We start from the raw sequence: 24,078 nt of genomic DNA, 5'->3' as shown, positions 1-24,078 counted from the left end.
CCACTATACACGGTGTGTACACACTCGGTGTCTATCGCGTGTGCGGCGACAAAACCGCAGGTCAGCACGGGTGCACTCGGCCGAATGGTAGATGCCGTGGCCCAGCGATGTCCATCTACCGGCCAACCCGCGCCGGTCCCCGGACCGAGGCGGGCGTTGCGCCGGGCCGCCATGATCGGAGGGCCTATGAACCGTGTGTATACATGAGGGGGATAAGTGGCTGTCATGGAGACCGCTGTCCTGCACCGCGCCGGCCCACCGGTCACCCGCGCCCGGCCCGCCGTCGCCGGACACCGGCTCCCCGGTGTCGCGGGGGCGGCCGCCGCCATGGTGGTCACCGTCGCCACCACCGGCCTGGTCGCCCCGTCGGCCATCGTGGTCGCCACGACCCTGGTCGCCATGGGTGGCCTGATCCTCGCCTGGCTCACCCTGCGCCCGCACGTCGCCACCATGACGACCACCCGGATGTACGGCATCGCCGCCGCCTGGGCCCTGCCGCTGACGGTGGCGCGACCGCTGTTCAGTGGCGACGTCTGGAGTTATCTGGCCCAGGGGCTGACCGCAGCCGGCGGGCTGGACCCGTACCGGCTCGGACCCGCGCAGGCGCTCGGGGCGGACTCGGTCGTCACCCAGCACGTCAGCCACTACTGGGTCGACACCCCGGCACCGTACGGCCCGGCCTGGCTGACGATGTCACGCGTGGTGGCCCTGGTCGCCGGTGACCGGCTGACCCCGAGTGTGCTGCTGTACCGGCTGATCGCCCTGGCCGGGGTCGTACTGATCGCCTGGGCGCTGCCGCGACTCGCCCGGCGGGTGGGCGCGTCGCCGGCGCAAGCGCTGTGGCTGGGCCTGCTCAACCCGCTGGTGCTCTGGCATCTGGTGGCCGGGGCGCACAACGACGCGGCCATGCTGGGGCTGATGCTCGCCGGCATGGAACTCACCCTCGGCGCCCTGCCGCGCGCCGGGACTGGCGGTTGGCTGCGGTTCGCGGCGGGGGCGGCCATGCTGACGATCGCCGCCAACATCAAGATCGTGGCCGCCGCGGCGGTGTGCTGCCTCGCGGCCGCCATGCTCCGGCGCCACCGCCGCGCGGCCGTCGCGCTGGTGGCAGGTGCCGCGGCCGGCACCGTACTTTTGTCGGTCCTCGCCGGGTTCGGCTGGCTGCCCGCGCTGCGCGGAAGCACCACGGTCTACAGCTGGATGGCCCCCACCACGGCGATCGGCCTGCTGATCGGGGTCGTCGTGGGTGCACATGTCACGGCCACCGCCGTCACCATCGCCAACCTGATCGGCGCCGCGATCTGCGTCCCGGTGGTGGCGCGGCTGCTCCTGGCCGTGTTTCGCGGGCGGATCGACCCGGTGCGGGGTCTGGGCCTCATCTTCGTGGCCGCCGTGCTGTGCGGCCCGGTCGTGCAGCCCTGGTACCTGCTCTGGGCGGTCCTGCCGCTGGCCGCGACCGCACGCGGGCGCCGGGAACGCTCGGCGGTGGCGGCGGTCAGCGCCGTGGTGGCCATGCTCGTGCCACCGCTCGCCGCCGGTGTGGGTGCGTTGGTCGTGGCCTACCTGATCGCCGTCGCGGTACTCGGCATCATTGCCGTGTTGGGCGGCCACGGTCCTGCGTGGACGAAACACACGGCCCCGATTCTTCTGCGCGGAATGGGCCGAGTTCGCGGTCGGCGGCGAGGTGTCGGCGGCCACACGCGAAGAGAAATTGCGGAAATACCGTTGCCCTCGACGCGCGTCATGCCTACTCTCTTTTTCAGCAGCAAGACCAACTTACGGATCGGCAAGGAGCCTTCGATGTCGTGGTACCCCTCGATTGATCTGCGGCGCGCAGCGCTGCGGGGCGAGGCCGCCATGCCGTTCGGCGAGCGACCTGCCGTCCAGCAGGAAAGCCAGCGGTCCAACATGGGATCAGGGCGCTATCGACGCTGAGCCACAGCGTTCACTCGCCGCCCTCCCAGCCGGGACCGGGCGGCTTTTCTTTTCTCACCATTCCTTATGGGCGTAGCTCAATTCGGTAGAGCAGCGGTCTCCAACACCGTGTGTTGTGGGTTCGATTCCTGCCGCCCGTGCGTACCCCGGCCTGCCGGTGGTAATGAACATTGAGAATTCCACAGTGGATGGCATTTTACGACGATGCCCTCGGCCGAAGGCGGCGACACGTCCGTCGTCCGCGGCCGAGGGCCATCCGGAGCGAGGGAGCTGGGAAACCCGCCTGCTTTGGGAGCAGGACATGCCGGGTTCGATTCCCGGGCTCCGGACTTTCGGGCCGCACGTCACAGGTGTGCGGCGCTGCTCGGCAGGCAGCGCGGGTGGGGTTCGATACCCCGGCGGTCCACGCCGCGGTTGTCATGGGCCGTTGGAGTAGCGGTCATCTCGCCTGACTCTCGATCAGGAGATCACGGGTTCGAATCCCGTACGGCCTACTCGCGCACCAGCGCGTTCGCGGTACTCGCCCAACGGGTAGGGCACCTGCCTTCCAAGCAGGCGTAGACGGGGTTCGAGTCCCCGGTACCGCTCAATTCCGCGGGGCCGTGTCCAGGCCCCGCGCGATGGGAGCTGATGTAACGGCAGCATGGTTGCCTCTGAAGCAGCTCGACCAGGTTCGAATCCTGGGCTCCCAGCTCCTGCCAGCGCAGCACGACAGGTGGTGCGCCGCTCTCGTAAAGCGGAGGTGGGCGGTTCGAGTCCGCCCGCTGGCTCTCCCGCCCGGCTGGGCAAATTGGCAAAGCCGCCGCACTCAGAATGCGGAGATTCTCGGGGTTCGACTCCCCGGCCGGGTACTCAGGGGCTCGTAGCTCAGTTGGTAGAGCGCCGCTCTCGCACAGCGGAGGCGGCCGGTTCGAATCCGGCCGGGTCCACATCATTGACGGCCGCCCGTACGCGGGTCGTCACCATGTCCCGTTAGCTCAGTGGTCAGAGCGTCCGCCTGTCGAGCGGAGGGCCGCCGGTTCGAGTCCGGTACGGGGCGCCGAGGGAGGATGGCCGAGAGGCTGAAGGCACCGGCGTGCTAAGCCGGAGGCGGGCGACCGTCCGCGGGTTCGAATCCCGCTCCTTCCGCACAACCCGTCGCGGCCTGCGTGGTAGAGGCGCCTCGCTGATATCGAGGAGACAGCAGGTTCGACTCCTGCCGACGGGACTCATGCCCTGGTGGCGCAGTGGACAGCGCACCTGACTACGAATCAGGGGGTCGCAGGTTCGAATCCTGCTCAGGGCACTTGGAGGAGCCAGCCGACGTGGTGACGGCACCCCGTTCGAAGCGGGACGAGCTCTTGGGCCTTGGCGGTTCGACTCCGCCCTCCTCCGCACGGAAGGTGACCGGCCGGTCGAGGGGCACCGTTGGAAGCGGTGTACGACGCGATACGCGTCGCCGGGGTTCGAGTCCCCGACCTTCCGCTCATCACCCGGGCGACAGCACATTCGCCGACCGCGCCCGACGGGACGGGCCCCGGACTTCTGGTCCGGACTGACCGGGTTCGAGGCCCGGGGGCGGCACTGCGGGGTGGAGGAGTTCGGTTGTCCTCGCCGGCCTCATAAGCCGGAGATCACGTGGTTCAAATCCCGTCCCCGCTTCCAGTTTCGGTAGCTCAGCCGGTACGAGCGCCGCCATGACTCGGCGGAGGTCCCTGGTTCGATCCCAGGCCGGAACACGCACTCTCTCCGGCGTCGCCCAATCGGCAGGGCAGCGCGCTGTTAACGCGTACAGGTGAAGGTTCGAGCCCTTCCGCCGGAGCCGAGTCCGATCCCGCCCGTGTAGCTCAGCGGGAGAGCGCCGCCCTTACAAGGCGGATGTCCCAGGTTCGAATCCTGGTGCGGGTACTGGCCCAAGGGCCCAGAGTGTGGCGGTAGCGCAATGGCAGAGCGCCAGGATGTGGCCCTGGAGGCGCCGACGCGATGTGGCCCGGACCGAGAATTTGAGAGTGATCGATGGTGACAGTAGCGCGGAGGCGCCGGTTTGTGGCACCGATACTCACGGATTCGAACCCCGGCTGTCTCCCCACGAGTGGCACGGAAGCTGAACCAGGGCCGATCCTGAAGCCCAACGCCGGATTTCACTCCAGCCAGCCACCCCAAGCGGGCGCGCCGACGTGGGAGAGTCGGGGCCGGCTGTAACCCGGTCGCACGCGTGCTGAGGGGGTTCGAATCCCTCCGCCCGCACCATCACCCCGCGCCGCACCCATCCCACGGGTTGGGTGCGGCGCTCCCGCCCTCGTAGCTCAGCGGACAGAGCACCGGGTTCCGGACCCGGGGGCCGCTGGTTCGATTCCAGCCGGGGGTACCGAAATGTCATCCGCTGTGGATTCTCCGCAGACAGGCGTGGGAGCCTGCCGTCTCTCATAAGGACGGGTGCCCGGTTCAAGTCCGGGGTCTGCGACCACGCCACCCATCGGGCGCCTTCTAGCGGCCCACCACCTCAACCTCTGCGGCGACGGTCTCCGCGTCACCCAGCACCGCCGACACCACCGGCCGGAACAACGCGACCACCTCGGCTGCGAACCGCATGGGCGACAGCCGAAGCCGACGCAACGCACGGGCGTGATCGACCGTCACCACCAGCGTCGCGCCGAGCATGAGCAGCCACCATCCACCTGCGACGACGGCACGGGCCGGCCGTGGCAGCCGCCCGAATCCCTGACGCAGGCGCGCGACGTGGAACGGCACATGTCGCTCTTCATCGGCGAGGATCCGCGCCGCCACCTCGCTCAGCAGCGGGTTCGGCGCGCTGTCCCGCAGTGCCCGGTAGTACCGCAACGCGACCACCTCGGCCACCATCAACGTCATCAGCTCCAGCCGCAGCCCGAACGCCCGACGCACCACGACGAAGACCGTGTCGGTCCCAGTGTCCCGCGAGCGTCTCGGCCCCGGCCTCGGCCAGTATCCGTTCCAGCAACCTGGCGTGGCGTTGCTCCTCAGCCACGAACATGCGTACGGCGGCCAGATAGTCGGCGTCGCCGGCTCGGGCGCTCTTGGCGAGGAGACTGACTCCGTCGCCGTCCTCACCGGCCTGGAACCGCTGCAGGCTTGCGATCAACGCATCCGGCAGCGGCCCACCGGTACCCCACGCCGGATCGGGGGTTACGCCGCGTTCGGCCGCCGCGCCCTCGAACCGTCGCACCCAGTACGCAAAATCCATGGTCAGCCTCCCAGCATCGGCAGCCAGCCTGCCCGCGGCTCCGGAGCCCGGGAACCGGTTTCACCACACCTCCACGGGACCTCCCCAGCGTGTGGACGGCGGCAATCCGGCCGGCCGCGACCCGTTCGCTCGGGCCTCGGCCAGCCGCGAGAAATGAGAGCACTGCTCTTGACTGCGAACGACGTTCTGAGGTTCACTGTTCTCACACGGGAGCAGTGCTCTCACATCGAGGAGGAGATCATGCGCTACCTGGCCCCGAAACGCTCAGCCCACGCCTTCAACGCGGCAGCCAAGTGGCTCACCGCCCGCGGGATCAGCCTGCTGGGCAGCCGCGTCCTCGCGGTGCGCGGCCGCAAGAGCGGCGAGGTCCGCACCACGGTGGTCAATCTCTTCACCCACGAGGGCGAGCAGTACCTGCTCGCCCCGCGCGGCCACACCCAATGGGTACGCAACCTGCGGGCCGCCGGCGAGGGCGAGCTGCGCCTCGGTCGCCGGGTCCAGCACTTCACCCCGGTGGAGATCGCCGACGCGCAGAAGTCGCCACTGATCCGGATCTACCTGCGCAAGTGGGCCTGGGAGGTGGGCGAATTCTTCGACGGCCTGACGAAGGACTCCCCGGAGGCGGACATCGCCGCGGCGGCTCCCGGATTCCCGGTTTTCCGCATCGTCAGAGACTGAAGCGGCACGGCGCGCATACTCCCCGCCACCTTCAACGTATATCGGATATGGGGGCTTGCGGCAAGACCCCGGTCCTGGCGCAGAATCTACGGCCGAGGCCGGAATCTGGCCGAAATGGGATGCTTGCTCGTTTCACCCCATCTTCGGGCTGGTCGGGTCCTCGATCCGCCGACGGCCCCACCAGCGCACCGGTCGTCGGCGCCCGCAGATCGGAGCTGATGCCGTGAGTCCGCTGACCACCAGCGCGTTCAACCTTCCCGACCGGCTCGACGCCAAGGCCGACCCCGACCTGATCGCCGACGACGAGCGGCACTTCGCGGCCATCGCGGAGAGCCTCGACCAGTCGATCGCCGACCTGTCCGACCGGCTCGACGCCGCGCGCAAGGCGCCCGGGGGCATCGGCCGCCGGGCGATGGACCGCGACGAGGAGGTCCGCCGGCTGACCGCCCGCCTGCGCGCCCTGCGGCGCTTCGGCCTGGACCTGTGCCTCGGGCGCATGGACACCGCGGACGGCGCCGCGCCGGTGTACGTCGGCCGGCTCGGTCTCACCGACGGCCAGGGAAACCGGCTGCTGCTCGACTGGCGCTCCCCCGCGGCCGAGCCGTTCTTCGGCGCCACGCACGCGAACCCGATGGGCCTGGCCAGCCGGCGCCGGTACCGCTGGATCGGCGGCCGGGTCAGCGACTACTGGGACGAGGTCTTCACCACGGACGGCTTCGCGGGCCACGCCGCCGCGCTCGACGACCAGTCCGCGTTCATCGCCAGTCTGGGCACCAATCGGTCGGCCCGGATGCGCGACGTGCTCGGCACCATCCAGGCGGACCAGGACGCCATCATCCGGGCCGGGTCGGGTGGCGCACTGGTGGTCGACGGCGGTCCGGGTACCGGAAAGACCGTCGTTGCTTTGCACCGCTGCGCGTACCTGCTCTATTCAGACCCGCGGCTCGGTCACCGGCGGGGCGGGGTGCTGTTCGTCGGTCCGCATGAGCCCTATCTGGCGTACGTCGCGGACGTCCTGCCCAGCCTCGGCGAAGAAGGCGTGCAGTCCTGCACGCTGCGGGACCTGGTCGTCGAGGGAGCCGGAGCCGCGCCGGAGCACGACCCGGAGGTGGCGCGGCTCAAGTCGTCCGCCGACCTGGTACGCGCGATCGAGACGGCCGTCCGGTTCTACGAGGAGCCGCCCGCCAAGGCAATGACGGTCCCGACCGGCGATGCCGACATCTGGCTCAGCGGCGAGGACTGGGCCGAGGCGTTTCAGGCGCCGGGCCCCGGCACCCCGCACAACGAGGCCCGCGACGAGGTCTGGGAGGAACTGCTCACGATCCTGATCAGCAAGTACGACGGCGACGAGCCGGAGAGCCTGCTACGGCGCTCCCTGGTGGAGAACCGGGCGCTGCGGACTGCCTTCAACCGGGCGTGGCCGCTGCTGGACGCGGCCGACCTCGTCTCCGATCTCTGGTCGGTACCCGCCTACCTGCGCACGTGCGCGCCCTGGCTCAGCCCCGACGACGTACGCACACTGCAGCGCGCCGACCCGACCGCCTGGACCGTCGCCGACCTGCCGCTGCTGGACGCGGCCCGCCAGCGGCTCGGCGATCCGGAGGCGTCCCGGCGAAGGCACCGGGCGGAGGCCACGCTGGCCGCCCAACGCGTACGCATGTCCCGGGTGGTCGACGACCTGCTCGACGCCACCGCGTACGACGACGGCGAAGGCGTGTGGACGATGCTGCGTGGCGACGACATGCGCAACTCCCTGGTCGACGAGGCCGTGCTGCCCGCCGTCATCACCGACCGGCTGGCCGGTCCGTTCGCGCACATCGTGGTGGACGAGGCGCAGGAAATGACCGATGCCGAGTGGCAGATGCTGCTGCTGCGCTGCCCCTCCCGGAGCTTCACCATCGTCGGTGACCGCGCTCAGGCCCGGCACGGGTTCACCGAGTCGTGGCAGCAACGGCTCGAACGGATCGGGCTCGACCGGCCCCGGCTGGCCTCGCTGAGCATCAACTACCGGACGCCGGAGGAGGTCATGGCCGAGGCCGAGCCGGTCATCCGCGCCGTGCTCCCGGAGGCGAACGTGCCGACCTCCATCCGGAGCAGCGGCATCCCGGTCGTGCACGGCTCCACCGCGGAACTGGGTTCGATCGTCGACGCCTGGCTCGCCGCGCACGCCGAAGGCATCGCCTGCGTCATCGGCGACCCCGGATTCACGGCGACACCGCGAGTCCGGTCCCTCACCCCGGAGCTGGCCAAGGGGCTCGAGTTCGACCTGGTCGTCCTCGTCGACCCGGAGACGTTCGGCGAGGGCATCGAGGGCGCGGTCGACCGTTACGTGGCGATGACCCGGGCCACACAGCAACTCGTGATCCTCACGTCGGATGGGCCGGCGTGACCGGATAGCAGCAGGCGCCAGCGCAGAGGGGCTGCGTCACGGCCGGGCAGACGGGTGCCGGTCGGGATCACGCGACTCGGGGATCGACGGCTTGTCGCGTTTGCATCGGCGCGCTACCGTGTAGCACAGCCGGGCCTGAATTTGGCGGCATCACCGCCCCTGGAGCCCCGCACAGGCCGAGTTTCACGGACCGGCCGCATCTTCTTTCCTTCGCCGAGCGAACGGCTGCTGTCGACTTTCCACAGCCTGCTCGCGCGACTCTGCGCATCCCGACACAGGAGCACCCCATGACCGACACGAACGTGCGCTCCCGCCCACGTCACCACCCCGAGACCCGGCGCCGCCCCACCGGCACCGGCCCCCGCAACCGTCCAGCGGACAACGGTCCCGCCGCGTCGACCACCGCTGTCGCCGTCGACGCGCTCATCGACATCGTCGACGACAACGCCTGGCTGCGCGCCGACGGCTACCTGCCCGGCCCCGACGACATCCCGGTGGCGCCGGCCCAGATCCGGGCACACGGGCTACGCCGCGGTGACCACGTCACCGGCATCGCTCACCTGCCGTCCGGCCGGAAACCGGCCACACTCGACGTCACGAGCATCAACGGCAGCAGCCCGAAACACGCCCGGAGCCGCCCGGACTTCTACAAGCTCACCGCGCTGTACCCGCAGGAGCGGCTGCGGCTCGAGACCGCATCACACGTACTCACCACCCGCGTCATCGACCTCGTCATGCCGATCGGCAAGGGCCAGCGCGCGCTCATCGTGGCACCCCCCAAGGCCGGAAAGACGATGGTGCTGCAGGCGATCGCCAACGCGATCGCGCAGAACAACCCCGAGTGTCACCTCATGGTCGTGCTCGTCGACGAGCGCCCCGAAGAAGTGACCGACATGCAGCGCTCGGTGCAGGGCGAGGTCATCGCGGCCACGTTCGACCGGCCGCCGACCGACCACGCCGCCCTGGCCGAACTCGCCATCGAACGGGGAAAGCGCCTTGTCGAGGAGGGCCGCGACGTCGTCGTGCTGCTCGACTCGATCACCCGGCTCGGCCGTTCCTACAATCTGGCGGCGCCGGCCCGCGGGCGTACCCTGTCCGGTGGCCTCGATTCGACCGCGCTTCACCCCCCGAAGCGGTTCCTCGGCGCCGCCCGCAACATCGAGAACGGCGGCTCGCTGACCATCATCGCGAGCGCGCTGATCGACACCGGCTCCGCCATGGACACTGTGATCTTCGAGGAGTTCAAGAGCACCGGAAACGCCGAGCTGAGACTCGACCGGACGCTCGCCGAGGCCCGGGTCTTCCCCGCCATCGACGTCACCGGTTCCGGCACCCGACACGACGAGGCGCTCGTCGCACCGGCCGAACTGGCCCTCATGCAGCAGCTCCGCCGGGCGCTCAGCGGCGACGACCGCAGGCAGAGCATGCGGCGACTCCTCGACCACCTGAAGGCGACCGGCTCCAACGCCGAGTTCCTGCGCCGGGCTCCGCGATGACGGCCACCCTACGTACGTACCGGTGGCATGCGGATCCACGGCGGGCACCCCGCTCTGGAAGGCGTTGGCTGCCTCGGCGATTCGATGCGCAGCCGGTCGATCCAGTTGATGGTGTGGGGCATGTCAGTGTCCTTCCGCAGAGGCGGGCAGTGGCCGGGACAGCACGGCGTCGACCGCGGCGGCGTGCCGTGTCCACGTGGCGGTCCCGCTGGTGAGTGCGGCCCGTCCGGCGGGGCTCAGGCGGTAGTACTTGCGGGCGGGGCCGCTGGGCGAGGGCACGAGGCGGGTTTCCACCCGGCCCTCACGCTGCAGGCGGGCCAATGCGGGGTAGACGCTCCCCTCGAGCACGTCAGCGAAGCCGGCGCCTTGCAGGCGCTGCACCACCTCGTAGCCGTACGACTCGTGCTCGGCGAGCAGGTGCAGCAGGAGCAGGGAAAGCACACCTTTCAACAGTTGGGGGTCGTGTGTTTCCGTCATGCTGCTATACAAAGGCAGGTAGTAGAGATAGTCAAGTAGCGTGCGACCGACGGACGCGCTCGGCTATGGTGACCACCCCGTCACCGCCTGGAGAGTGCATGCCGCGTTCATCGATCGCCATCCCGGCCCAGCCGCACCCCCGCCATGTCCGCTGACGCCGGTCCGGCCACCCCGCCGCGCCGGAGCGCCGGTGGTCGCGTCCGGCTGGCCCTCGCGCTGGTGGTCGCAGCTGTCGGGGTGGCCGCGGCATGGGTCGTGAGCACCCAGCAGGCCGCGAATTCCGCGGACACCCCGGTCACCGAAGCGCAGGTGGCCGCACACTGCGTGGACTCCTTCCACCAGCTCAACGGCGACATCTTCGGTGAGCCGGTCCAACGGCTCATCACCCGCAACGGCGACAGCCAGGTCCGGGTGTACGTCGCCGGCCACGGCACGTGGATCACCATCTGCCACACGAGCCTGCAGGGAGACGACGAGATGTTCGGCACGGTCATGGAGCCGGGCCGCGCCGACCAGATCCGCCTGTTCGGTGGCGAAGACTCCGTGCTCAAGGCGAACGTGCTGCTCGGGCACCTGCCCAAGGGCGCATCCACGATCATGGCCCGGCTGCCGTCCGGGCAGGTTGTCACCGGGGCCCACGACGGCGACGTGTTCCTCATCTGGGCGCCGGGCGACTCCGTACGAGGTGCCCGGCTCACCGCGGCCCGGCCGGACGGCACAGTCGTCGACACGGCCGCCGCCCCCGGGACGTGAGCCTGCGCCCGAGACATGTTCCGGGCGACAGCTACCAGCCCTGAACGGGCTGGGCGATCAGCCGCACGCCTGGTGCACGGCGCCGAGGCCAGGGCCCAGAGTGCCGATCGCCAGGCCGGCCTCGTCGATGGTCGTGGGGCCGGGCAGGTATTCATCCATGCCGAGCGTGGTGGGTGCCGTGGCCAGCGTGCCGAGCGCCGCCTTCAGCGACGGGTCGGTGGCCTGCCGCTGGAATTCGCTGAGCTGCTTAACCCGGATGCAGGCTCTTCAGTCGGCCGCGGCGGCCGTGGAGTTCGCCAGCGCTGCCGTGGCGAAGAACTGCTGCTGTCCCCCGCTGCCGCCGATCCGCACCTCGAGATCCCTGCTCAGGGATTCCCAGTTACCCATCACATCCCCGCCGGCAGCATCGACCGTCGGCTGACCTTCCCGGCTCTGCGTACGCGGAGGCAGCGCGAGCAGGCGAGCCCCCGTGGGAGTGCTGCGAGCCGCTGGCGCCCTATGGCACGGGCCGCCGATCACCACAGCGATGCGAGAAAGGTCCGTGACCGCGGGCGGCATCGCACACCACATTGAAGAGCAGCGGCTACAGGTGTAGTCGGCGGACACGGTGGTGGGGAGGGGGAGCGGCGGGTTACGGCTGTTAGCGCCGCGCCCAGGCCGTGGTCGGTCCGGTGATCGAAAAGATGCCGAGCTCCGTCGAGTAGAACACGCTAGCTTTGCTGCCGCCGCCCTTGAGCGTGAAGGACACGCGGGTCTGCTGCAGACGCCCGGGGATGGGGACTTGAACCCGCGACCGAGGGAGTCTCGGCACTAGGGGTGGATACGTGACTATCTCCGCGGCTTCGGACACCGGTTGAACGCCAGATTCAACACTGCAAGATCGTCGCTGGATTTCATGTCCGCGAGTTTCGACACCACAGCTCTGTGAGTTCTTGGGCGGCTTCTCTTGTTGCTGCGTGGCAAGCTCGTGTTCCGTGATCGATGACTTCGCGAAGGACTACCTGCATGGCCAGCTCAAGGTGACCCGTGAGGCGCTGGTCTGGAAGCTCGACGGTCTGACCGAGTACGACATCCGGCGTCCCCTGACGGCGACCGGGACCAACCTTCTCGGCCTGGTCAAACACATGGCGGCCTGGGAGGCGAGGTACCTCGGTGAGATCTTCGACCGCCCGTTCCCGGAACCGCTGCCCCGCTGGCAGGACGCGGACGGCAGCGACCTGTGGGTAACTCAGGATGAGACTCGCGAACAGATCATCGGCTTCTACCAGCGCGCCTGGGAGCATGCCGACGCGACGATCACGGAGCTTCCCATCGATGCCCCCGGCCACGTGCCGTGGTGGCCGCGCCCCGACGTGAAGCTGTTCAACATGATCGTCCACGTCCTGCAGGACACCACCCGGCATGCCGGACACGCAGACATCCTGCGTGAGCAGCTCGACTGCCGAACCGGGGTGACGGCTGAATACGAGGAGCAGATCGACACCGCGGCCCGCGCGACACACCGGGCGAAGATCGAGCAGGCTGCGCAGGCAGCGGACGGACGTGCGGTCAGAACTCGCGGAGACTGATCAACGGCAGAACCGATCAATGGAGTCAAAACTCACGAGCCGCTGGTGTCACAACTCGCGAGCAGCTGGCTTCGACGTTGGTGCAGGACCGAGATGGCCTCTACGGTCCGGTGGAGCGGCGTAGGCGGCAGCGACGCTTATTCGGGATCTTGCAGGTCTCGAGTGTGGGGATGGCTCGTTCGCCGCGGGCGCGCATCTCTTCTTGGATGCGGTTGACCGCCTTCTGTCGGCGTGACAGCTTCGGTTGGAAGTGGCGCCGTCTGAAGCGCCAGATGTCACGGTTTGCGGTGTCGGCGGCTACGAAGGATCAGCCATGTGGGCAGGCCGACGATCAGGCCGGTCATGATGATGAGGACGGCGACGACCACGCCGATGGCCGTCCAGTTGACCGGGCCGGCCTTGCGCGTGGCGGGGGCTGCTGCGGTGTTGGTCTTCGTCGTCGGATCCGGCAGCGGGGCCGCCGAACCGCTCGAACCCGCGGAGGGCTGCCCGGCGCCGGCGGGCACGTCAGCACTCAGCGCGGCGACGAGGTCGAGCGCGCCGTAGCCGTACTCGCGGTCACGGCCTGGGGCGCCCTTGTCGATGGCGGTGGCGGTGAGCCTGTGCACGACCTCGGCGGCGGACAGGTTCGGATACTTGGCCCGGATCAGCGCGGCGGCACCGGCGACGATCGCCGTGGAGTCACTTGTTCCCGTACCCCGCCGATATCCGCCGGTGTTAGCGGTGGAGACGATCTGGACGCCGGGTGCGACCAAGACCATCTCCGGTCCGGTGGTCGTCACCGGTGCCAGCTTCCCGTCACGTCCGGTCGCACCGACCGCGACGACGCCCGGGTATTTCGCCGGGTACTGCAGGAAGATGTCATCCGGGCGGTTTCCGGACGCGGCGACGAGCACGATGTCCGCGTCAATCGCCTGTTGAAGGGCGCGTTTCGTCGTTTCGTCGGCTGACGTGGCGAATGACATGGAGATCACGCCGACGTGGTGGCGGACGGCCTCGGTGATGGCGTCGGCAATCTCGACGCTGGACAGCTTGTTGTCCTTCTGACCCCGGATGGGCAGGATCTTGGCTTTCGGTGCGATACCCAGCGCACCGTCGGCGTCGCCCGCGCCGTGGCCGTGCCCGGCGATGAGCCCGGCCATGGCGGTGCCGTGCCCGTTCGTGTCCACCCACCCCTTGGTCTTCGCGTCGAGGAAGTCGACACCCGGCAGGACATTGCCGGTCAGATCCCGATGGTCGGCGCGGACCCCGGTGTCGATGACCGCAACGGTGACACCCTCACCCTGGCTGATCTTGTGGGCTTCGGCGACGTGCAACGCGCGCAGGTGCCACTGGTGCTCGCGGACCGAATCCGCGAGCACCGGTGGCGCACCGACGAGTGCCAGGAGGACACCGCCGGCCACCGCGGCGGCCAGGCGGGGGAAACGGTGTGGCGGCAAGGTCACCGGTGCAGTCCGATGATGCCCGGCCCGGGATCGACGTCGCCGCTCGACTGATCGGGTGCGATCACCGCATCGACGCCCTCCGCGGTTTCCCACGGGTTGTCGGGGTCCCAGCGCTGGCCGCCATCCGGGTTGTCACCGTGACCGCGGCGACCGCCGCGGGCTCCGGCCATCCCCATCGGGCCGCAGGCACGGCCCCCAGGACCGCGCTCAGCCATCCCGGCCGAGCCTGCGCCCCGGCCTCCGGAACCACGACCGGCCATTCCTGCTTGACCCGCGGCGCGGCCTCCGGGAGCGCGCTCGGCTATCCCCGCTTGGCCGGCGATGCGGGCTCCGGGACCACGGCCCGCGCTGCCCGCCCCCGGCTCCTGGCCGATGACCCCGCCGACCGGATTGATCCTCGGCCGGGCACCGGCTCCGCCCCCCAGACCGCCCCCGCCCACGCCACCCACGCCGGGAACGCGGCCCGCGCCGGGAGCTCCGCCCACGCCGGACAGGCCGCCCACGCCGGGGACGCGGCCGACGCCGGGACCTGCGCCGACACCGGGGACGCCACCGATGACACCGTTGCGCAGGCCACCGAGCGGCCCGCCCGCGCTACGCATCGCTCCGAGTTCCCCGGCCGGTACGCCACCGGCGATCCGCCCGCCGGACGCGATCGGGCCAAGACCCGCCGCCGCCCCGCCGAGCGCGGGCAGCAGCCCCGGCAGCGCACCCACGACACCCCCGGGTGACGCGGGCACCGATCCGACCCCCGCACCGGGCACCGGCTGCACGGGCGTGGGCAGCGCCGGCGGGGCGATGACACCCGCCAGGCCCGGACCGCTTCCGGACGATCCGGGATGAGCACCGGCGACCGGCGGCGCCACGACGGCACCGCCCACCTGGTCACCCGGCGCGGACACGGCACCGTCGGCGGGGGTTCGGGTGTGCGCGGGCGGGTCGATGCGCGGCGGCCGAACCGCCCCACCTGTCGACCCACCTCCATCGCCACCAGGACGAGGAGGCTCGTCGATTCTGTCGCGCGAGATCTCCACCTTCGGCGGTTCGTACGGAATCGGCGGCTGGATCCGGGCGGCGCCGTCCTGCGCGGCCCCGGCCAGCGCCGTCATCTCCCGGCGTACCCGCTGGGTCAGCTCGTCCTGGCGGCCGTCGGCGACCGGCGGATCCGAGAAGAGCCGCTTCGCACCCTCGGCGATGCTCTTACCGAAGGGGATGTCCTTGGCGCCGTCACCGAAGTCATGGACTTCCTGCTCGTACTGGGCGAGGGCGCTCTCGTTGGCGACGTACTCGTCGTGCAGCGGCTTCAGCGTCTTGCGGGACTCGACGATCGCGTTGCTGACCAGGTTGATGTGCGCCGCGTTCACCGCGCAGTTCAGCGCGGTGTCGTCGACGGCCGCGATCAGGCGGTCAAGTTCGACGAGATACGCGTTCGACGCCGCGTTCGTCTCCGGCGGCCACCGAAGCGCGAGCTGTGCCCGCGCGTTCTTCAAGGCCTGCCCGTGCGCGTTCAGGGTCTGCTGGGCCCGGTTGAGCGCGTCGACCTGAGCGTGACTGGGCGCCAGGTTAGACGCCGCGGCATCGACCATGGTGAACAACTGCTTGACGTCGAACCCGCTGTAATTGGAACCCGCGATGAAGCGTCCCACCTCCGCCATCAGAGGTCTCCCGCCGGGATCGTCGAGGACAGCGGTCCCAGGGCCTGCGGTGGCGCCACCATGATCTCGTGGACGTCCTCCACCTTGGCCTTCGAGAAGGCATCCGCGTCGCCGTAGTCCTGGGCGATCTGTTCGGCCGCGGTGGTGACCGCCTGCGTGCCCCGATCGAGGTTGAACAGCGCATCGGTGGTGCCCTGCAGGCAGGCGTGCAGGGAGTCCTGCAGACCGATCCAGGCATCCCCAACGATCGACGCGCCCACGGTCGCCCCGGGCTGCACCGCGTCGTACACCTTCGGCACCTGCACCCGGAAGCTGCCCTCCAGCTCCCCACGCAGACTCGCGGCGACCTGTTTCAGGCCGTCGATCTCCACCGCAATCTGCTGCATCACCGCATCAACCGGCAACATCGCTAAACCCCTCCCCGCAGGCGTATCGCGCTATCCGCAGAGGCCACCCTACAGAAGGAGAAACGACATCCGGGACCCGCAAGATCAAGCTTTACACGGCGTGGCAGCCGCGGCACCAAGGGTGCATCGATCCCGCCGAACCCGACGCCATCGTGGCGCCACCGCCCGGCATCACCATCGACGACCTCGTCGACGCGCTCACCGAGGCCGCCACCGGCACCGAGCTGGCCGCCCCCGCGCACCCGGACCGGCCTGACGGCTGGCCTATCACCTGGGGCGACCAGGTCGACCTGCAAACCCTGACGGTGGCCGCCACCGGCACGGTCACCGACGACCAGGCGGTCCAGCACATCACCTCCCAGAAGGCCGGCTACCTGGCCAAGTACGCCACCAAGAGCACCGAAGCCACCGGACACACCTCCGCGCGCCTCACACCGGAGTCCGTCGACCAGTACGCCGACCCCACCGGCGGTCACACCGCCCGCCTCATCGACGCCTGCTGGCGCCTCGGCCGCCCGACCCGGACCCCCGCGCCGCTGAGCGGTCGCCCTGTCGTCTACCCCGAGCCGGGCGAACGCCGGGCCCCCTTCGACAGCCCGTGGACCTGCCCCGACTGCGGGGCCCAAACCCGCTACGCCGCCTGCCCGAGCTGCACCGCCGAGCGTCAAGCCAGCCTTGACACCGAACCGGCGAAACCCGCCGCGGCCGACTCTTACACCCGCCTACGCCGCCGGGCACACATGCTCGGCTTCGGCGGCCATTTCCTCACCAAGGCCCGCCGCTACTCCACCACCTTCGGCCAGCTCCGCGCCGCCCGCGTCGAGCACCGTCGGCACGCCGACGACCACCAGGCCGACCAGCGCACCACACCCCCGACCGACGGAAAGCAGGCGGAGCACACCGTCCTGCTCGTCGGCACGCTCACCTTCGCGGGCGTCGGCTGGCACACCACCGGCGACGCGCTGCTCGCCAACACCGCCGCCGCGCTCGCCCGCGCCCGACACGAGGTTGGCCGCGAGGAGCTCGCCTACGAACTCAGCACCGCCAAGCCCACCGCCGCATGAAGCATGAAGAGAGGAACCCAGTGAGCACTCCACGAAACACGCAGGACATGGACGTGGTCAGCCCCGTGCTGCTGCACCCGGAGCAGGCCGCACAGGCCCAGGCGATCGGCCGGACCGCCGTCTACACACTGATCCGGTCCGGACAGCTCCGTTCGGTCAAGGTCGGTGGCCTGCGCCGGATCCCGGCAAGCGCGCTCGCGGACTTCGTCAAGCACCTGGAGGAGGAACAGGCGGCATGACAGCAGCGGGAGGCTCGCCGCGCCGACGCGGTCGCGGCGAGGATTCGATCTACCGCGATGGGAACCGCTGGCGTGGCGCAGCCTCCCTCGGCTACGGGCCGGACGGGCGACCCGTCCGCAAGAAGGTGTCCGGCGCGACCCGTGACGAGGTAGTCCGGAAGCTCCGGCGACTGCACGAGCAGCTCGACGCCAGTCTGCCGCCGTCCGACGACCGGCTGTCGGTGGGGGCCTTCCTCGACAGGTGGTGGTCGGTCAACCTGCCGGGTCAGGTGGCACCGTCGACGCTCGACGACTACGGGGACATGATCCGGTTGCACCTTCGTCCGGCGCTGGGACGTCGGAAGCTGACGAAGCTGACCGTCTCCGACTGCGATCTGTTGTGGCAGGCCAAGCGGGAGGCTGGATACAGCCCCCACACGATCCGGATGATGCGGGCGGTGCTCCGCAAGGCGCTCGGCCAGGCTTTGCGCGAGGGTCTGGTGCCTCGCAACGTTGCCAGTCTGTCGGCGGGCCCCGGGGGGGTGACCGCGGAGGGCCGCACGCTCACCCCGGAGCAGGCCCAGGCGCTGCTGGGGACGGTGCGTGGGCATCGCTGGGACGCCCTCGTCACGATCATGCTGGCCTACGGTCTTCGACGGGGAGAGGCGCTGGGCCTGCACTGGGATCGTCTGGACTGGACCGCCGGAACGCTGGCGGTGTCGCAGAGCGTCAAGCGGATCCGTGACTACGGCACCGGCTGGTCCATGCTGGTCGTCAGCGAGCTCAAGACCGCGCGGTCGCGCCGCGTGCTGTGCCTGACGCCGGAACTGCTCGACGTACTGCACCACCACCGCACCCGGCAGGGCGAGGAACGCCTGGCCGCCGCAGAGGCGTGGCAGGACCACGGGCTGATCTTCCCCAGCGAGGTCGGCACCCCGATCGAACCGAACAACTTCACCAACCGGCTTTGGGCGCTGTGCCGACGTGCCGGGCTCGGGCACTGGCACCCGCACGAGCTGCGCCACTCCGGCGCCTCGCTGACGCTCGCGCAGGGCACCGAGCTCCACGTGGTGTCCGAGGTGCTCGGTCACACCTCGATCGCGATCACCAAGGACGTGTACGGGCACCTGCTGGAAGGACAACCGCGTGCGGCCGCCGAGGCGATGAGCCGCGCCCTGTTCGGGCGTCAAGCGGATCCACCCGGGCGGGGCGCAGAGGGACGAGCGTCAGCGGCGCCGGAACCGGAGTAGCTCGCGCACCATGAGTGTTCCGATGAGGCACGGTACAAACCCAACGAGTCCGATGGCGATTCCGATCCATCCGAGCCAGGGCCGGTATGGCGCGTCGGCAAGGACCAGTTTCCTGCTGGTGCGGTAGTTGCCCAGATCGCCGACGCGGACCGGCTTGCCGATGTCGTCTGACGTGAACACCGCTCCCACGGTGAGCCGTTCGACTCCGCCACCCTCCCAGTCGACCGTGGCGGTGCAACGGTCCCAGTAGCCGAAGCCCTTGTTGGTCACCGGCCCCGCGCGCTCACAGAACTTGACCGTCGCAGTGCCGAGACGGCGCGCGTCCGCGATGTCGTCGCCCGCGAGTCTGTTGAGCGTGACCGCCACCCCGAACAGCCCGGCCGCGAGCCCGATCACCACGATCAGGAACACCGCGGTGCGCAGCGCTCCGCCCTTGCGGCGGTCCACAACCTCGGCCCCAGCGTCGGCCGTCGGGGCGCGGCGCTCAGCCTCCTCCGCGTCCAGCGCCGCTTCCTCCGCCCTGATCTCAGCGAGACGCTTGGCGATCCGATCGTCCGGCGGTTGCATAGCCTGACTCCCGTCAGAGGGGAAGATCGATCGGGGTCGGTGCGGGATTGTCTCCCGTGAGAGTCGTTCCCGCCGCCCCGGCGTTCTGCACACTGTTTGTCTTCGCTGCGCTGCGCGCCGTTTCGACGATGACCTGGTCGACCGTGCCGTGCACGGAGACGTGCCCCTGGCTAAGGAGGCTATACGCGTCCTTGAATCCTTTCCAGCCGGGCCGGGCGGTTCCGGCCGCTTCCAGCCGGAACGCCTCCAGGCGCAGCACGTTGCGGTTGGCCTTGCCGATCTCCTCGATGAGGCTGCCCATCTTGTTGGTCGCCACGCCCATCTCTTTGATCGCCGCGAAGAGTCGCTTCAGGACGGTGAGGATTTTCGCGCTGGTCTTGGCCACCAGCACCGCGACCTCGGCGGCGACCTTCGGGATGAGCACCACTGTCGCCGCCTGGATCGCCTTGGAGATGCAGGCCCCGACGACCTCGGCGATGATGTCCCGCAGGGTGTTTCGGACGACGCCGACCATCGCGCCGACGATGGTCGTGGCCTTGCTCATCCCGTCGGCGATCTTGCCGAGTGCCTGGAGCGACTCGGCGTGGTTGCGGGCGAGTCGCCGGTACGCTTCGGCCGACTGGGCGGCCCATGCCGCGGTGCTGCGGTTGACCTCGTTGGCGAAGAAGTCGACTGCGTCGTAGAGGCGCTTTTCGATGTTGTACCAGCTCTGCGCGTGTCCCTCGATGGCCTTCGGATTGCCCATCAGCTTGTCGAGTGGCTCACGAAGGAAGCTGACGTGCTCCATCAGCCAGCCCACCCCGGCGGCGAAAACCGCTTGCAGCGGATCCATGACGGCGCCGATCAGCGACAGGCCCGTAGCCACCGCGTTGCCGCCGGCACCCAGCCAGTCCCCGTTCATCATGCCGTCGACGAGGCCGCATGCCGACTCGAAGATGCCGGCGCCCTCGTACCCCTTCATGTCGCTTTCCGGCGCGATGAGGCTCGCCCGGGTCGCGTAGGTCCCGCTGCTCATCAGCGGTCGTTCCGGAATCGCTGCGCGGCATTGCTGTCGGTGGTGTCGGCGTCGTCGGCGACGGCGCGGAGCAGCTCGGCAAGGTGGCTGGTGGCGTCGGTGCCGCTGCGCAGTTCCTGCAGCGCCCAGTCCTGCGCGGGGTTGATGAGGGGCACGAAGAATTTGCCGGGCCACTCGCCGTACACCTCGTCGTGCAGGTCGAGGTACGCGGCGCCGGAGGTGGCCTCGCCGGACATCCTGGCGGCCTCGTCCACCATCCGGGCGTGTGCGCGCAGGGCCTCGCTGTCGAGGCGGATGTCTGGCTGCGTCATCGTCGGGTGTCCGCCTCGTCCTGGTCGTCGGGTTCCGGGAACTGGGCGGCGTAGGTCCCCCCGATGAACGCCGCGGTCTCCGAGCCCGCGCCGTACAGGCCGCTGACCAGGTCGGTCACCTGCTGTGCCAGCTTGGCCTGCGCCCGCCGGCTCGTCGCCAGGATGATCTCGGCGAGCTCGTCCGGTGACAGCTGCATCGCGCGGGCACTGAGCCGCAGGTCGGCGAGGCCGCCCGAGTGGTCGACGGTCACGGTGGCCTCACCACCGGGGGACTCGGCGGACGCCTTCGATCCCTGCAGGCGTTCACTCAGCTCGGTCGTCAGCGCCGTCTGCTGCTCGATGCGTCGCGCCCAGTCGTCGACGACGTCGTCTGGATCTAGCGGCATGACCCTCCCCCCCGATTGGCGGCCGAGTTTAGTCGACAGCAACGCGCGGTGGGGGGCGTCGAAGCGTGGCAGGGCTGCATGCCCGCGGCCATCGAAGGATGTACTCACGGGTGGGGAAGCGGCGCCGAGTGAGGGCCAGCAAGAACGGCCTTGGCTCCCATGACTGGGCCCCGGTTGGTGGTCCACCGGCTATGAGAGTCGGTTCTGGTTGGTGATCCATGCGGTCCGGAACGCCTCGGGGGTGAGGCCGTCCAGGGAGCCGTGTGGTCTGTAGGTGTTGTACTCGATGCGCCAGTCCTCGGCCAGGACCTGAACCTCCAGCAGGGTGTTGAACTGCTCGCAGGACAGGAACTCGTCACGGAAACGGCCGTTGAACGATTCGCAGACGCCGTTCTGCCATGGCGAGCCGGGATCGATATACGCCGGGTCCACCCCGGCGAACCGGCACCAGTCGACCAGCGCGTACGCGGTCAGTTCAGGGCCGTTGTCCATGCGCACATGCTGCGGGCGGCGGCCCAGCTCGTTGACGATCCGGTCGAGCACGGCCACGGTGGCATCTGCGGTGAACGAACGAGCCGCCCGGGTGGCGAGGGCCTCGCGGGTGTACTCGTCGACGACGTTGAGGAAGCGAACCTGCCGCCCGTCGACGGTGACATCGACCTGGAAATCGAGGGCCCACATCTGATCCGGCCGCTGCGAACGCATCCGTTGGTGCCGGGCCGGGCCACACCGTCGTTTCTTGCGGACCCCGGCCGGACGTTTGAGTCCCAGTTCGATCCACAACCGGCGGGTGCGTTTGCGGTTGACGACCAGGCCTTCCCGGGCGGCGATGGCGTGGGCCTTGCGCCAGCCCCACCGCGGATTCTGGGCGGAGATCTGCCGCAACCGGTCCCGCAACACCACATCAGCATCAGACGCCGGACGGGTGGGCCGGCGCTGCGCCGAGCGGTGTTGACCGACCAGCCGACAGGCCCGCCGTTCGGAAACCCGGAACCGATCCCGCAGCACCGTCACAGCACGGCGGCGACGGTCCGGGCTCACTAGTTTCCCTTGTTCAGCTCCTTGAGCATGTCGATGTCCAGTAACTGATCAGCGACGATCTTCTTCAGCCGAGCGTTCTCCCGCTCCAGTTCCTTGAGCCGCTTGGCGTCATCGGCCTTCATCCCGCCGTACTGCGCCACCCACCGATGCCAGGTCGGCTCGGAAATCTCCAGCTGCTTACACACCTCGGCCAGGCCACTGCCCTGGCCGATCAGCTTCTCGCCCTCGCGCAGCTTGCGGATTACCTGCTCCGGCGTGTGCCGTCGACGCGTACCCATCTCGTGATCTGTCCTCCCGCCCCATCATGGGGCATCGGGACTCTCACAACGGCTGGACCACTCCACGGGGACCCAGTCACCCAGAATGGCTCCCAGAGACTGATCCACCCGGGAAAGGATGAAGCGCTGACCCATGTTTCTGCTGGTCAGCGCCTTCAGATTTGCGCACCCGAAGGGACTCGAACCCCCAACCTTCTGTTACCGATCGTAACGATCACTAGCTTGTCACTGGTCGCCGTAGCCTGGCACTGAGCTTCACAAACGCCACTATGGCGCGATCAACGCTTGGGCCTGTTGGTCAACGCTTAGCAATGGTTTTCGGGGGGTAACGAGGGTGCACGGTCCGCCGAAATAAGTCACCGTCGTGACGCTGGAACGTCATCCTGAGACGCCTATCAGAATCGAATCAACGGCCCTACGCCCTTCGATTGTCGCGCTACGAGGCTTGTCATTCATAGTCAAACCTTCGCGTTGAGTCCCAAACATCCCCGCAGGATGACCATCACTTGTCGCCGCTGATCGACCGTTGGCAGGGGTTTTCGAGGGGTAAACGGGGGGTCTGCGGACCGGGCGCACTGCGCGCAGCGGTGGCCAATACCGCATCGGTGCCCACCGGTAACCCCCGGCAGTGACACACCATTTGATGGACCATGATCACTGGACAGGTAGAAACCTTGATGAGACGTCCTTGGCCAAGACTGTCACGGTCGCCCTCGTCGGCACGGTCGCGCTGCTGGCCGGCTGCCAGCGGGAGGAGACCCGATCGGCACCGTTAGCCACACGTTCGGCGACGCAATCGCACCCACGTTCAAAAGCGTCGCGGCGCTCGCGCCAGACGAGCCCCGCGATGGACACAAGGTGACAAAGTCCAGCCCAGATGCTCAGGCGATCAGTGGCTGACCCTTGAACACCTCCCGCTGATGCCGGGTGAGGTGCTCGGTCGCTGGTAACGGTGTTCCTGGGCGCGGGCGGAGCGCACGGCCGTGCAAATCGTAGAGCGCCTGCCCGGCGTCGGTTCGGGTGGTAAAGGCGGCGGACACGAGGACGCGGGCGGATGCGTCGAGACCGAGGGCGCCGAGGTCGAACAGCTTGTGGTGTAGCACGCACAGTGCCAGAGCGTTGTCGAGGCTGTCCGGTCCGTCGAACGCAAACCACCGCACGTGAGCGGCCTCAAGGCCGACCGAAGCGCCCAGGAACTGCCCGTCGAAGCCGCAGAAGGCGCATTGCCGGTCCCATGCTTGCAGCACCGCCGTCCGCCAGCGTGGGTCGCGGCGCCGTTCGGCGTTGCCGCTCGGGTCGGGCACCACATCGGCGGCGTGTAGCACGAGGTTGGGGTCGAGGCCGACAGCGGTCAGGACATCGGGCGCTACCGTGGGCGGGAAGTGGCTTTCGACCATCGCCCGAGCAGCGGACTGCACCAAGGTGGGGTCGTGGCGCAGCGCCGCCTCGAGCGAGTCCTCGAAGCGGCCCACGACATGGTGGGTGGACAGCGGGCGCACTGCATCCATCGGCACGTCCTGGTCCAGGACCCAGATGCCGTCAGAGCGCAGGCGGGTGAACGGGTAAGCGGCGCTCTGGGCGCGACTGGTACGCGTCAATGGGCCGAATTCGGCGATCAAGTCGCTCAACCGCGCCTGGGCCTGTGACCACGGCAGCTCACTCGACCCCGCGGTGGCCAGCTGACCGAGCGCCAACAGGACCAACAGCGGCTTGTGCGGTGAACGTCGTCCGCCCTGCTGGTGCTGACGTAGCGACGCCAGCCGGGCCAGCAGCGCCGCGTCCTGATCGTCGGCCATGATCGAAGATTGCCATGCTTGAGGCGATCGCTCGAGCAGCCGGCGCATAACCCGGAGTGTGGCGTGGCCGAGGGAACCGACCGGGTGGTGGACGGTGTGACATCACCGAAAGGACGCCGACTTCGCGCTAGGTTGCCTGCGTGACGG

General features: G+C 69.3%; 19 protein-coding genes, 20 tRNA genes and 2 pseudogenes. 29 read left to right on the top strand and 12 right to left on the bottom strand.

Annotated elements, in window-relative coordinates; translation table 11 throughout:
• Positions 1-225: 225 nt before the first annotated feature.
• The 21 genes from mptB to ACMCNO_RS02500 all read left to right on the top strand — a co-directional run bounded on the left by mptB (position 226) and on the right by ACMCNO_RS02500 (position 4,282).
• Positions 226-1,935, top strand: coding sequence for a polyprenol phosphomannose-dependent alpha 1,6 mannosyltransferase MptB (gene mptB, locus ACMCNO_RS02600; RefSeq protein ID WP_412747808.1), 1,710 nt, complete (start codon positions 226-228; stop codon positions 1,933-1,935).
• 66 nt (positions 1,936-2,001) lie between these two features.
• Positions 2,002-2,075 (top strand) — tRNA-Trp (locus ACMCNO_RS02595).
• Positions 2,076-2,191: 116 nt separating this feature from the next.
• Positions 2,192-2,264 (top strand) — tRNA-Pro (locus tag ACMCNO_RS02590).
• Positions 2,265-2,356: 92 nt separating this feature from the next.
• Positions 2,357-2,429 (top strand) — tRNA-Glu (locus ACMCNO_RS02585).
• Between the two features lie 19 nt (positions 2,430-2,448).
• Positions 2,449-2,522, top strand: a tRNA-Gly gene (locus ACMCNO_RS02580).
• A gap of 34 nt (positions 2,523-2,556) precedes the next feature.
• A tRNA-Gln gene (locus tag ACMCNO_RS02575) sits at positions 2,557-2,627 on the top strand.
• A 5-nt stretch (positions 2,628-2,632) separates the two neighbouring features.
• Positions 2,633-2,705: transfer RNA gene (locus ACMCNO_RS02570), tRNA-Thr, on the top strand.
• Positions 2,706-2,710: 5 nt separating this feature from the next.
• Positions 2,711-2,786 (top strand) — tRNA-Leu (locus tag ACMCNO_RS02565).
• Between the two features lie 5 nt (positions 2,787-2,791).
• Positions 2,792-2,864, top strand: a tRNA-Ala gene (locus ACMCNO_RS02560).
• A 37-nt stretch (positions 2,865-2,901) separates the two neighbouring features.
• Positions 2,902-2,974: transfer RNA gene (locus tag ACMCNO_RS02555), tRNA-Asp, on the top strand.
• Between the two features lie 4 nt (positions 2,975-2,978).
• A tRNA-Ser gene (locus ACMCNO_RS02550) sits at positions 2,979-3,063 on the top strand.
• A 5-nt stretch (positions 3,064-3,068) separates the two neighbouring features.
• Positions 3,069-3,142, top strand: a tRNA-Ile gene (locus tag ACMCNO_RS02545).
• A gap of 5 nt (positions 3,143-3,147) precedes the next feature.
• A tRNA-Arg gene (locus ACMCNO_RS02540) sits at positions 3,148-3,220 on the top strand.
• A gap of 3 nt (positions 3,221-3,223) precedes the next feature.
• A tRNA-Ser gene (locus tag ACMCNO_RS02535) sits at positions 3,224-3,309 on the top strand.
• A gap of 3 nt (positions 3,310-3,312) precedes the next feature.
• Positions 3,313-3,399, top strand: a tRNA-Ser gene (locus ACMCNO_RS02530).
• Positions 3,400-3,499: 100 nt separating this feature from the next.
• Positions 3,500-3,579: transfer RNA gene (locus ACMCNO_RS02525), tRNA-Met, on the top strand.
• Positions 3,580-3,653, top strand: a tRNA-Val gene (locus ACMCNO_RS02520).
• A 9-nt stretch (positions 3,654-3,662) separates the two neighbouring features.
• Positions 3,663-3,736 (top strand) — tRNA-Asn (locus ACMCNO_RS02515).
• A gap of 14 nt (positions 3,737-3,750) precedes the next feature.
• Positions 3,751-3,822: transfer RNA gene (locus ACMCNO_RS02510), tRNA-Val, on the top strand.
• Positions 3,823-4,077: 255 nt separating this feature from the next.
• Positions 4,078-4,164, top strand: a tRNA-Tyr gene (locus tag ACMCNO_RS02505).
• 45 nt (positions 4,165-4,209) lie between these two features.
• Positions 4,210-4,282, top strand: a tRNA-Arg gene (locus ACMCNO_RS02500).
• Positions 4,283-4,401: 119 nt separating this feature from the next.
• On the opposite strand, the gene ACMCNO_RS02495 is transcribed toward ACMCNO_RS02500, so the two are convergent.
• The gene (locus ACMCNO_RS02495) at positions 4,402-4,821 is read right to left on the bottom strand and encodes a hypothetical protein (protein WP_412747807.1); all 420 of its coding nucleotides are present in this window, start codon (positions 4,819-4,821) and stop codon (positions 4,402-4,404) included.
• A gap of 556 nt (positions 4,822-5,377) precedes the next feature.
• Here ACMCNO_RS02495 and ACMCNO_RS02490 point away from each other — a divergent pair.
• The 3 genes from ACMCNO_RS02490 (at position 5,378) to rho (ending at position 9,700) form a co-directional block, all read left to right on the top strand.
• Positions 5,378-5,815 (top strand): nitroreductase family deazaflavin-dependent oxidoreductase, encoded by a 438-nt coding sequence (locus tag ACMCNO_RS02490; RefSeq protein ID WP_412747806.1) that lies wholly within the window; start codon positions 5,378-5,380, stop codon positions 5,813-5,815.
• A gap of 232 nt (positions 5,816-6,047) precedes the next feature.
• Positions 6,048-8,204: an RNA polymerase recycling motor ATPase HelR gene (helR, locus tag ACMCNO_RS02485; RefSeq protein WP_412753589.1), complete on the top strand. Its 2,157-nt coding sequence runs from the start codon at positions 6,048-6,050 to the stop codon at positions 8,202-8,204.
• Positions 8,205-8,491: 287 nt separating this feature from the next.
• Positions 8,492-9,700: a transcription termination factor Rho gene (gene rho, locus ACMCNO_RS02480; protein ID WP_412747805.1), complete on the top strand. Its 1,209-nt coding sequence runs from the start codon at positions 8,492-8,494 to the stop codon at positions 9,698-9,700.
• 123 nt (positions 9,701-9,823) lie between these two features.
• Here rho and ACMCNO_RS02475 read toward each other — a convergent pair whose 3' ends face one another.
• Positions 9,824-10,141, bottom strand: coding sequence for a PadR family transcriptional regulator (locus ACMCNO_RS02475; RefSeq protein ID WP_412747804.1), 318 nt, complete (start codon positions 10,139-10,141; stop codon positions 9,824-9,826).
• A gap of 180 nt (positions 10,142-10,321) precedes the next feature.
• Between ACMCNO_RS02475 and ACMCNO_RS02470 the strand changes: the two genes are divergently transcribed.
• Both ACMCNO_RS02470 and ACMCNO_RS02465 read left to right on the top strand, forming a co-directional pair.
• A complete protein-coding gene (locus ACMCNO_RS02470) occupies positions 10,322-10,930 on the top strand; it encodes a hypothetical protein (protein WP_412747803.1) in 609 nt (202 codons plus the stop codon).
• 974 nt (positions 10,931-11,904) lie between these two features.
• Positions 11,905-12,498, top strand: a complete 594-nt coding sequence (locus ACMCNO_RS02465; protein ID WP_412747802.1) for a DinB family protein — start codon at positions 11,905-11,907, stop codon at positions 12,496-12,498.
• Positions 12,499-12,530: 32 nt separating this feature from the next.
• Here ACMCNO_RS02465 and ACMCNO_RS02460 read toward each other — a convergent pair.
• From ACMCNO_RS02460 to ACMCNO_RS02445, 4 genes and pseudogenes are all read right to left on the bottom strand, one after another.
• Positions 12,531-12,763, bottom strand: a pseudogene (locus ACMCNO_RS02460) (hypothetical protein); the annotation flags it as partial.
• Positions 12,764-12,773: 10 nt separating this feature from the next.
• The gene (locus tag ACMCNO_RS02455) at positions 12,774-13,943 is read right to left on the bottom strand and encodes a S8 family serine peptidase (protein WP_412747801.1); all 1,170 of its coding nucleotides are present in this window, start codon (positions 13,941-13,943) and stop codon (positions 12,774-12,776) included.
• Positions 13,940-15,598: a hypothetical protein gene (locus tag ACMCNO_RS02450; protein WP_412747800.1), complete on the bottom strand. Its 1,659-nt coding sequence runs from the start codon at positions 15,596-15,598 to the stop codon at positions 13,940-13,942. The genes ACMCNO_RS02455 and ACMCNO_RS02450 overlap by 4 nt, the downstream gene beginning before the upstream one ends.
• Positions 15,598-16,005 (bottom strand): hypothetical protein, encoded by a 408-nt coding sequence (locus tag ACMCNO_RS02445; protein WP_412747799.1) that lies wholly within the window; start codon positions 16,003-16,005, stop codon positions 15,598-15,600. The genes ACMCNO_RS02450 and ACMCNO_RS02445 overlap by 1 nt, the downstream gene beginning before the upstream one ends.
• Positions 16,006-16,130: 125 nt before the next feature.
• On the opposite strand from ACMCNO_RS02445, the pseudogene ACMCNO_RS02440 reads away from it, so the two are divergent.
• From ACMCNO_RS02440 to xerC, 3 genes and pseudogenes are all read left to right on the top strand, one after another.
• Positions 16,131-17,069 (top strand): annotated as a pseudogene (locus ACMCNO_RS02440) (replication initiator); the annotation flags it as partial.
• Between the two features lie 20 nt (positions 17,070-17,089).
• A complete protein-coding gene (locus ACMCNO_RS02435) occupies positions 17,090-17,308 on the top strand; it encodes a helix-turn-helix domain-containing protein (RefSeq protein ID WP_412747798.1) in 219 nt (72 codons plus the stop codon).
• Positions 17,305-18,537: a tyrosine recombinase XerC gene (gene xerC, locus ACMCNO_RS02430; protein WP_412747797.1), complete on the top strand. Its 1,233-nt coding sequence runs from the start codon at positions 17,305-17,307 to the stop codon at positions 18,535-18,537. The genes ACMCNO_RS02435 and xerC overlap by 4 nt, the downstream gene beginning before the upstream one ends.
• Here xerC and ACMCNO_RS02425 read toward each other — a convergent pair.
• From ACMCNO_RS02425 to ACMCNO_RS02400, 6 genes are all read right to left on the bottom strand, one after another.
• Positions 18,514-19,104, bottom strand: a complete 591-nt coding sequence (locus ACMCNO_RS02425) for a DUF6346 domain-containing protein (RefSeq protein ID WP_412747796.1) — start codon at positions 19,102-19,104, stop codon at positions 18,514-18,516. The genes xerC and ACMCNO_RS02425 overlap by 24 nt on opposite strands.
• A gap of 13 nt (positions 19,105-19,117) precedes the next feature.
• Entirely contained in the window at positions 19,118-20,119 is a 1,002-nt protein-coding gene (locus ACMCNO_RS02420) for a hypothetical protein (RefSeq protein ID WP_412747795.1), read from the bottom strand.
• On the bottom strand, positions 20,119-20,430 hold the full coding sequence (locus ACMCNO_RS02415) for a hypothetical protein (protein WP_412747794.1): 312 nt from the start codon (positions 20,428-20,430) through the stop codon (positions 20,119-20,121). The genes ACMCNO_RS02420 and ACMCNO_RS02415 overlap by 1 nt, the downstream gene beginning before the upstream one ends.
• The gene (locus ACMCNO_RS02410; RefSeq protein WP_412747793.1) at positions 20,427-20,816 is read right to left on the bottom strand and encodes a YbaB/EbfC family nucleoid-associated protein; all 390 of its coding nucleotides are present in this window, start codon (positions 20,814-20,816) and stop codon (positions 20,427-20,429) included. Before ACMCNO_RS02410 ends, ACMCNO_RS02415 begins: the two co-directional genes overlap by 4 nt.
• 189 nt (positions 20,817-21,005) lie before the next feature.
• Positions 21,006-22,135, bottom strand: a protein-coding gene (locus ACMCNO_RS02405) for an IS3 family transposase (RefSeq protein WP_412747792.1) whose coding sequence is annotated in 2 segments (ribosomal slippage) — positions 21,006-21,871 and positions 21,871-22,135 — 1,131 coding nt in all. Because the reading frame shifts where the segments join, the coding sequence is not laid out codon by codon here.
• Between the two features lie 881 nt (positions 22,136-23,016).
• On the bottom strand, positions 23,017-23,931 hold the full coding sequence (locus ACMCNO_RS02400) for a phosphorothioated DNA-binding restriction endonuclease (RefSeq protein ID WP_412753588.1): 915 nt from the start codon (positions 23,929-23,931) through the stop codon (positions 23,017-23,019).
• Positions 23,932-24,078 lie beyond the last annotated feature (147 nt).

It is taken from the genome of Krasilnikovia sp. M28-CT-15 (assembly GCF_047159595.1).
Lineage (GTDB): Bacteria > Actinomycetota > Actinomycetes > Mycobacteriales > Micromonosporaceae > Actinoplanes.
Note: the sequence above shows the minus strand (reverse complement) of the source record. Positions and strands in the feature narration are given on the sequence as shown.

Excerpts from the sequence above, each read along its gene's own strand:
- ACMCNO_RS02470 (WP_412747803.1), top strand. The coding sequence starts at position 10,322 with ATGTCCGCTGACGCCGGTCCGGCCACCCCGCCGCGCCGGAGCGCCGGT.
- ACMCNO_RS02490 (WP_412747806.1), top strand. The coding sequence starts at position 5,378 with ATGCGCTACCTGGCCCCGAAACGCTCAGCCCACGCCTTCAACGCGGCA.
- ACMCNO_RS02445 (WP_412747799.1), bottom strand. The coding sequence starts at position 16,005 with ATGTTGCCGGTTGATGCGGTGATGCAGCAGATTGCGGTGGAGATCGAC.
- ACMCNO_RS02425 (WP_412747796.1), bottom strand. The coding sequence starts at position 19,104 with ATGCAACCGCCGGACGATCGGATCGCCAAGCGTCTCGCTGAGATCAGG.
- ACMCNO_RS02450 (WP_412747800.1), bottom strand. The coding sequence starts at position 15,598 with ATGGCGGAGGTGGGACGCTTCATCGCGGGTTCCAATTACAGCGGGTTC.
- ACMCNO_RS02420 (WP_412747795.1), bottom strand. The coding sequence starts at position 20,119 with ATGAGCAGCGGGACCTACGCGACCCGGGCGAGCCTCATCGCGCCGGAA.
- rho (WP_412747805.1), top strand. The coding sequence starts at position 8,492 with ATGACCGACACGAACGTGCGCTCCCGCCCACGTCACCACCCCGAGACC.
- mptB (WP_412747808.1), top strand. The coding sequence starts at position 226 with ATGGAGACCGCTGTCCTGCACCGCGCCGGCCCACCGGTCACCCGCGCC.
- ACMCNO_RS02410 (WP_412747793.1), bottom strand. The coding sequence starts at position 20,816 with ATGCCGCTAGATCCAGACGACGTCGTCGACGACTGGGCGCGACGCATC.
- xerC (WP_412747797.1), top strand. The coding sequence starts at position 17,305 with ATGACAGCAGCGGGAGGCTCGCCGCGCCGACGCGGTCGCGGCGAGGAT.
- ACMCNO_RS02415 (WP_412747794.1), bottom strand. The coding sequence starts at position 20,430 with ATGACGCAGCCAGACATCCGCCTCGACAGCGAGGCCCTGCGCGCACAC.
- ACMCNO_RS02400 (WP_412753588.1), bottom strand. The coding sequence starts at position 23,931 with ATGGCCGACGATCAGGACGCGGCGCTGCTGGCCCGGCTGGCGTCGCTA.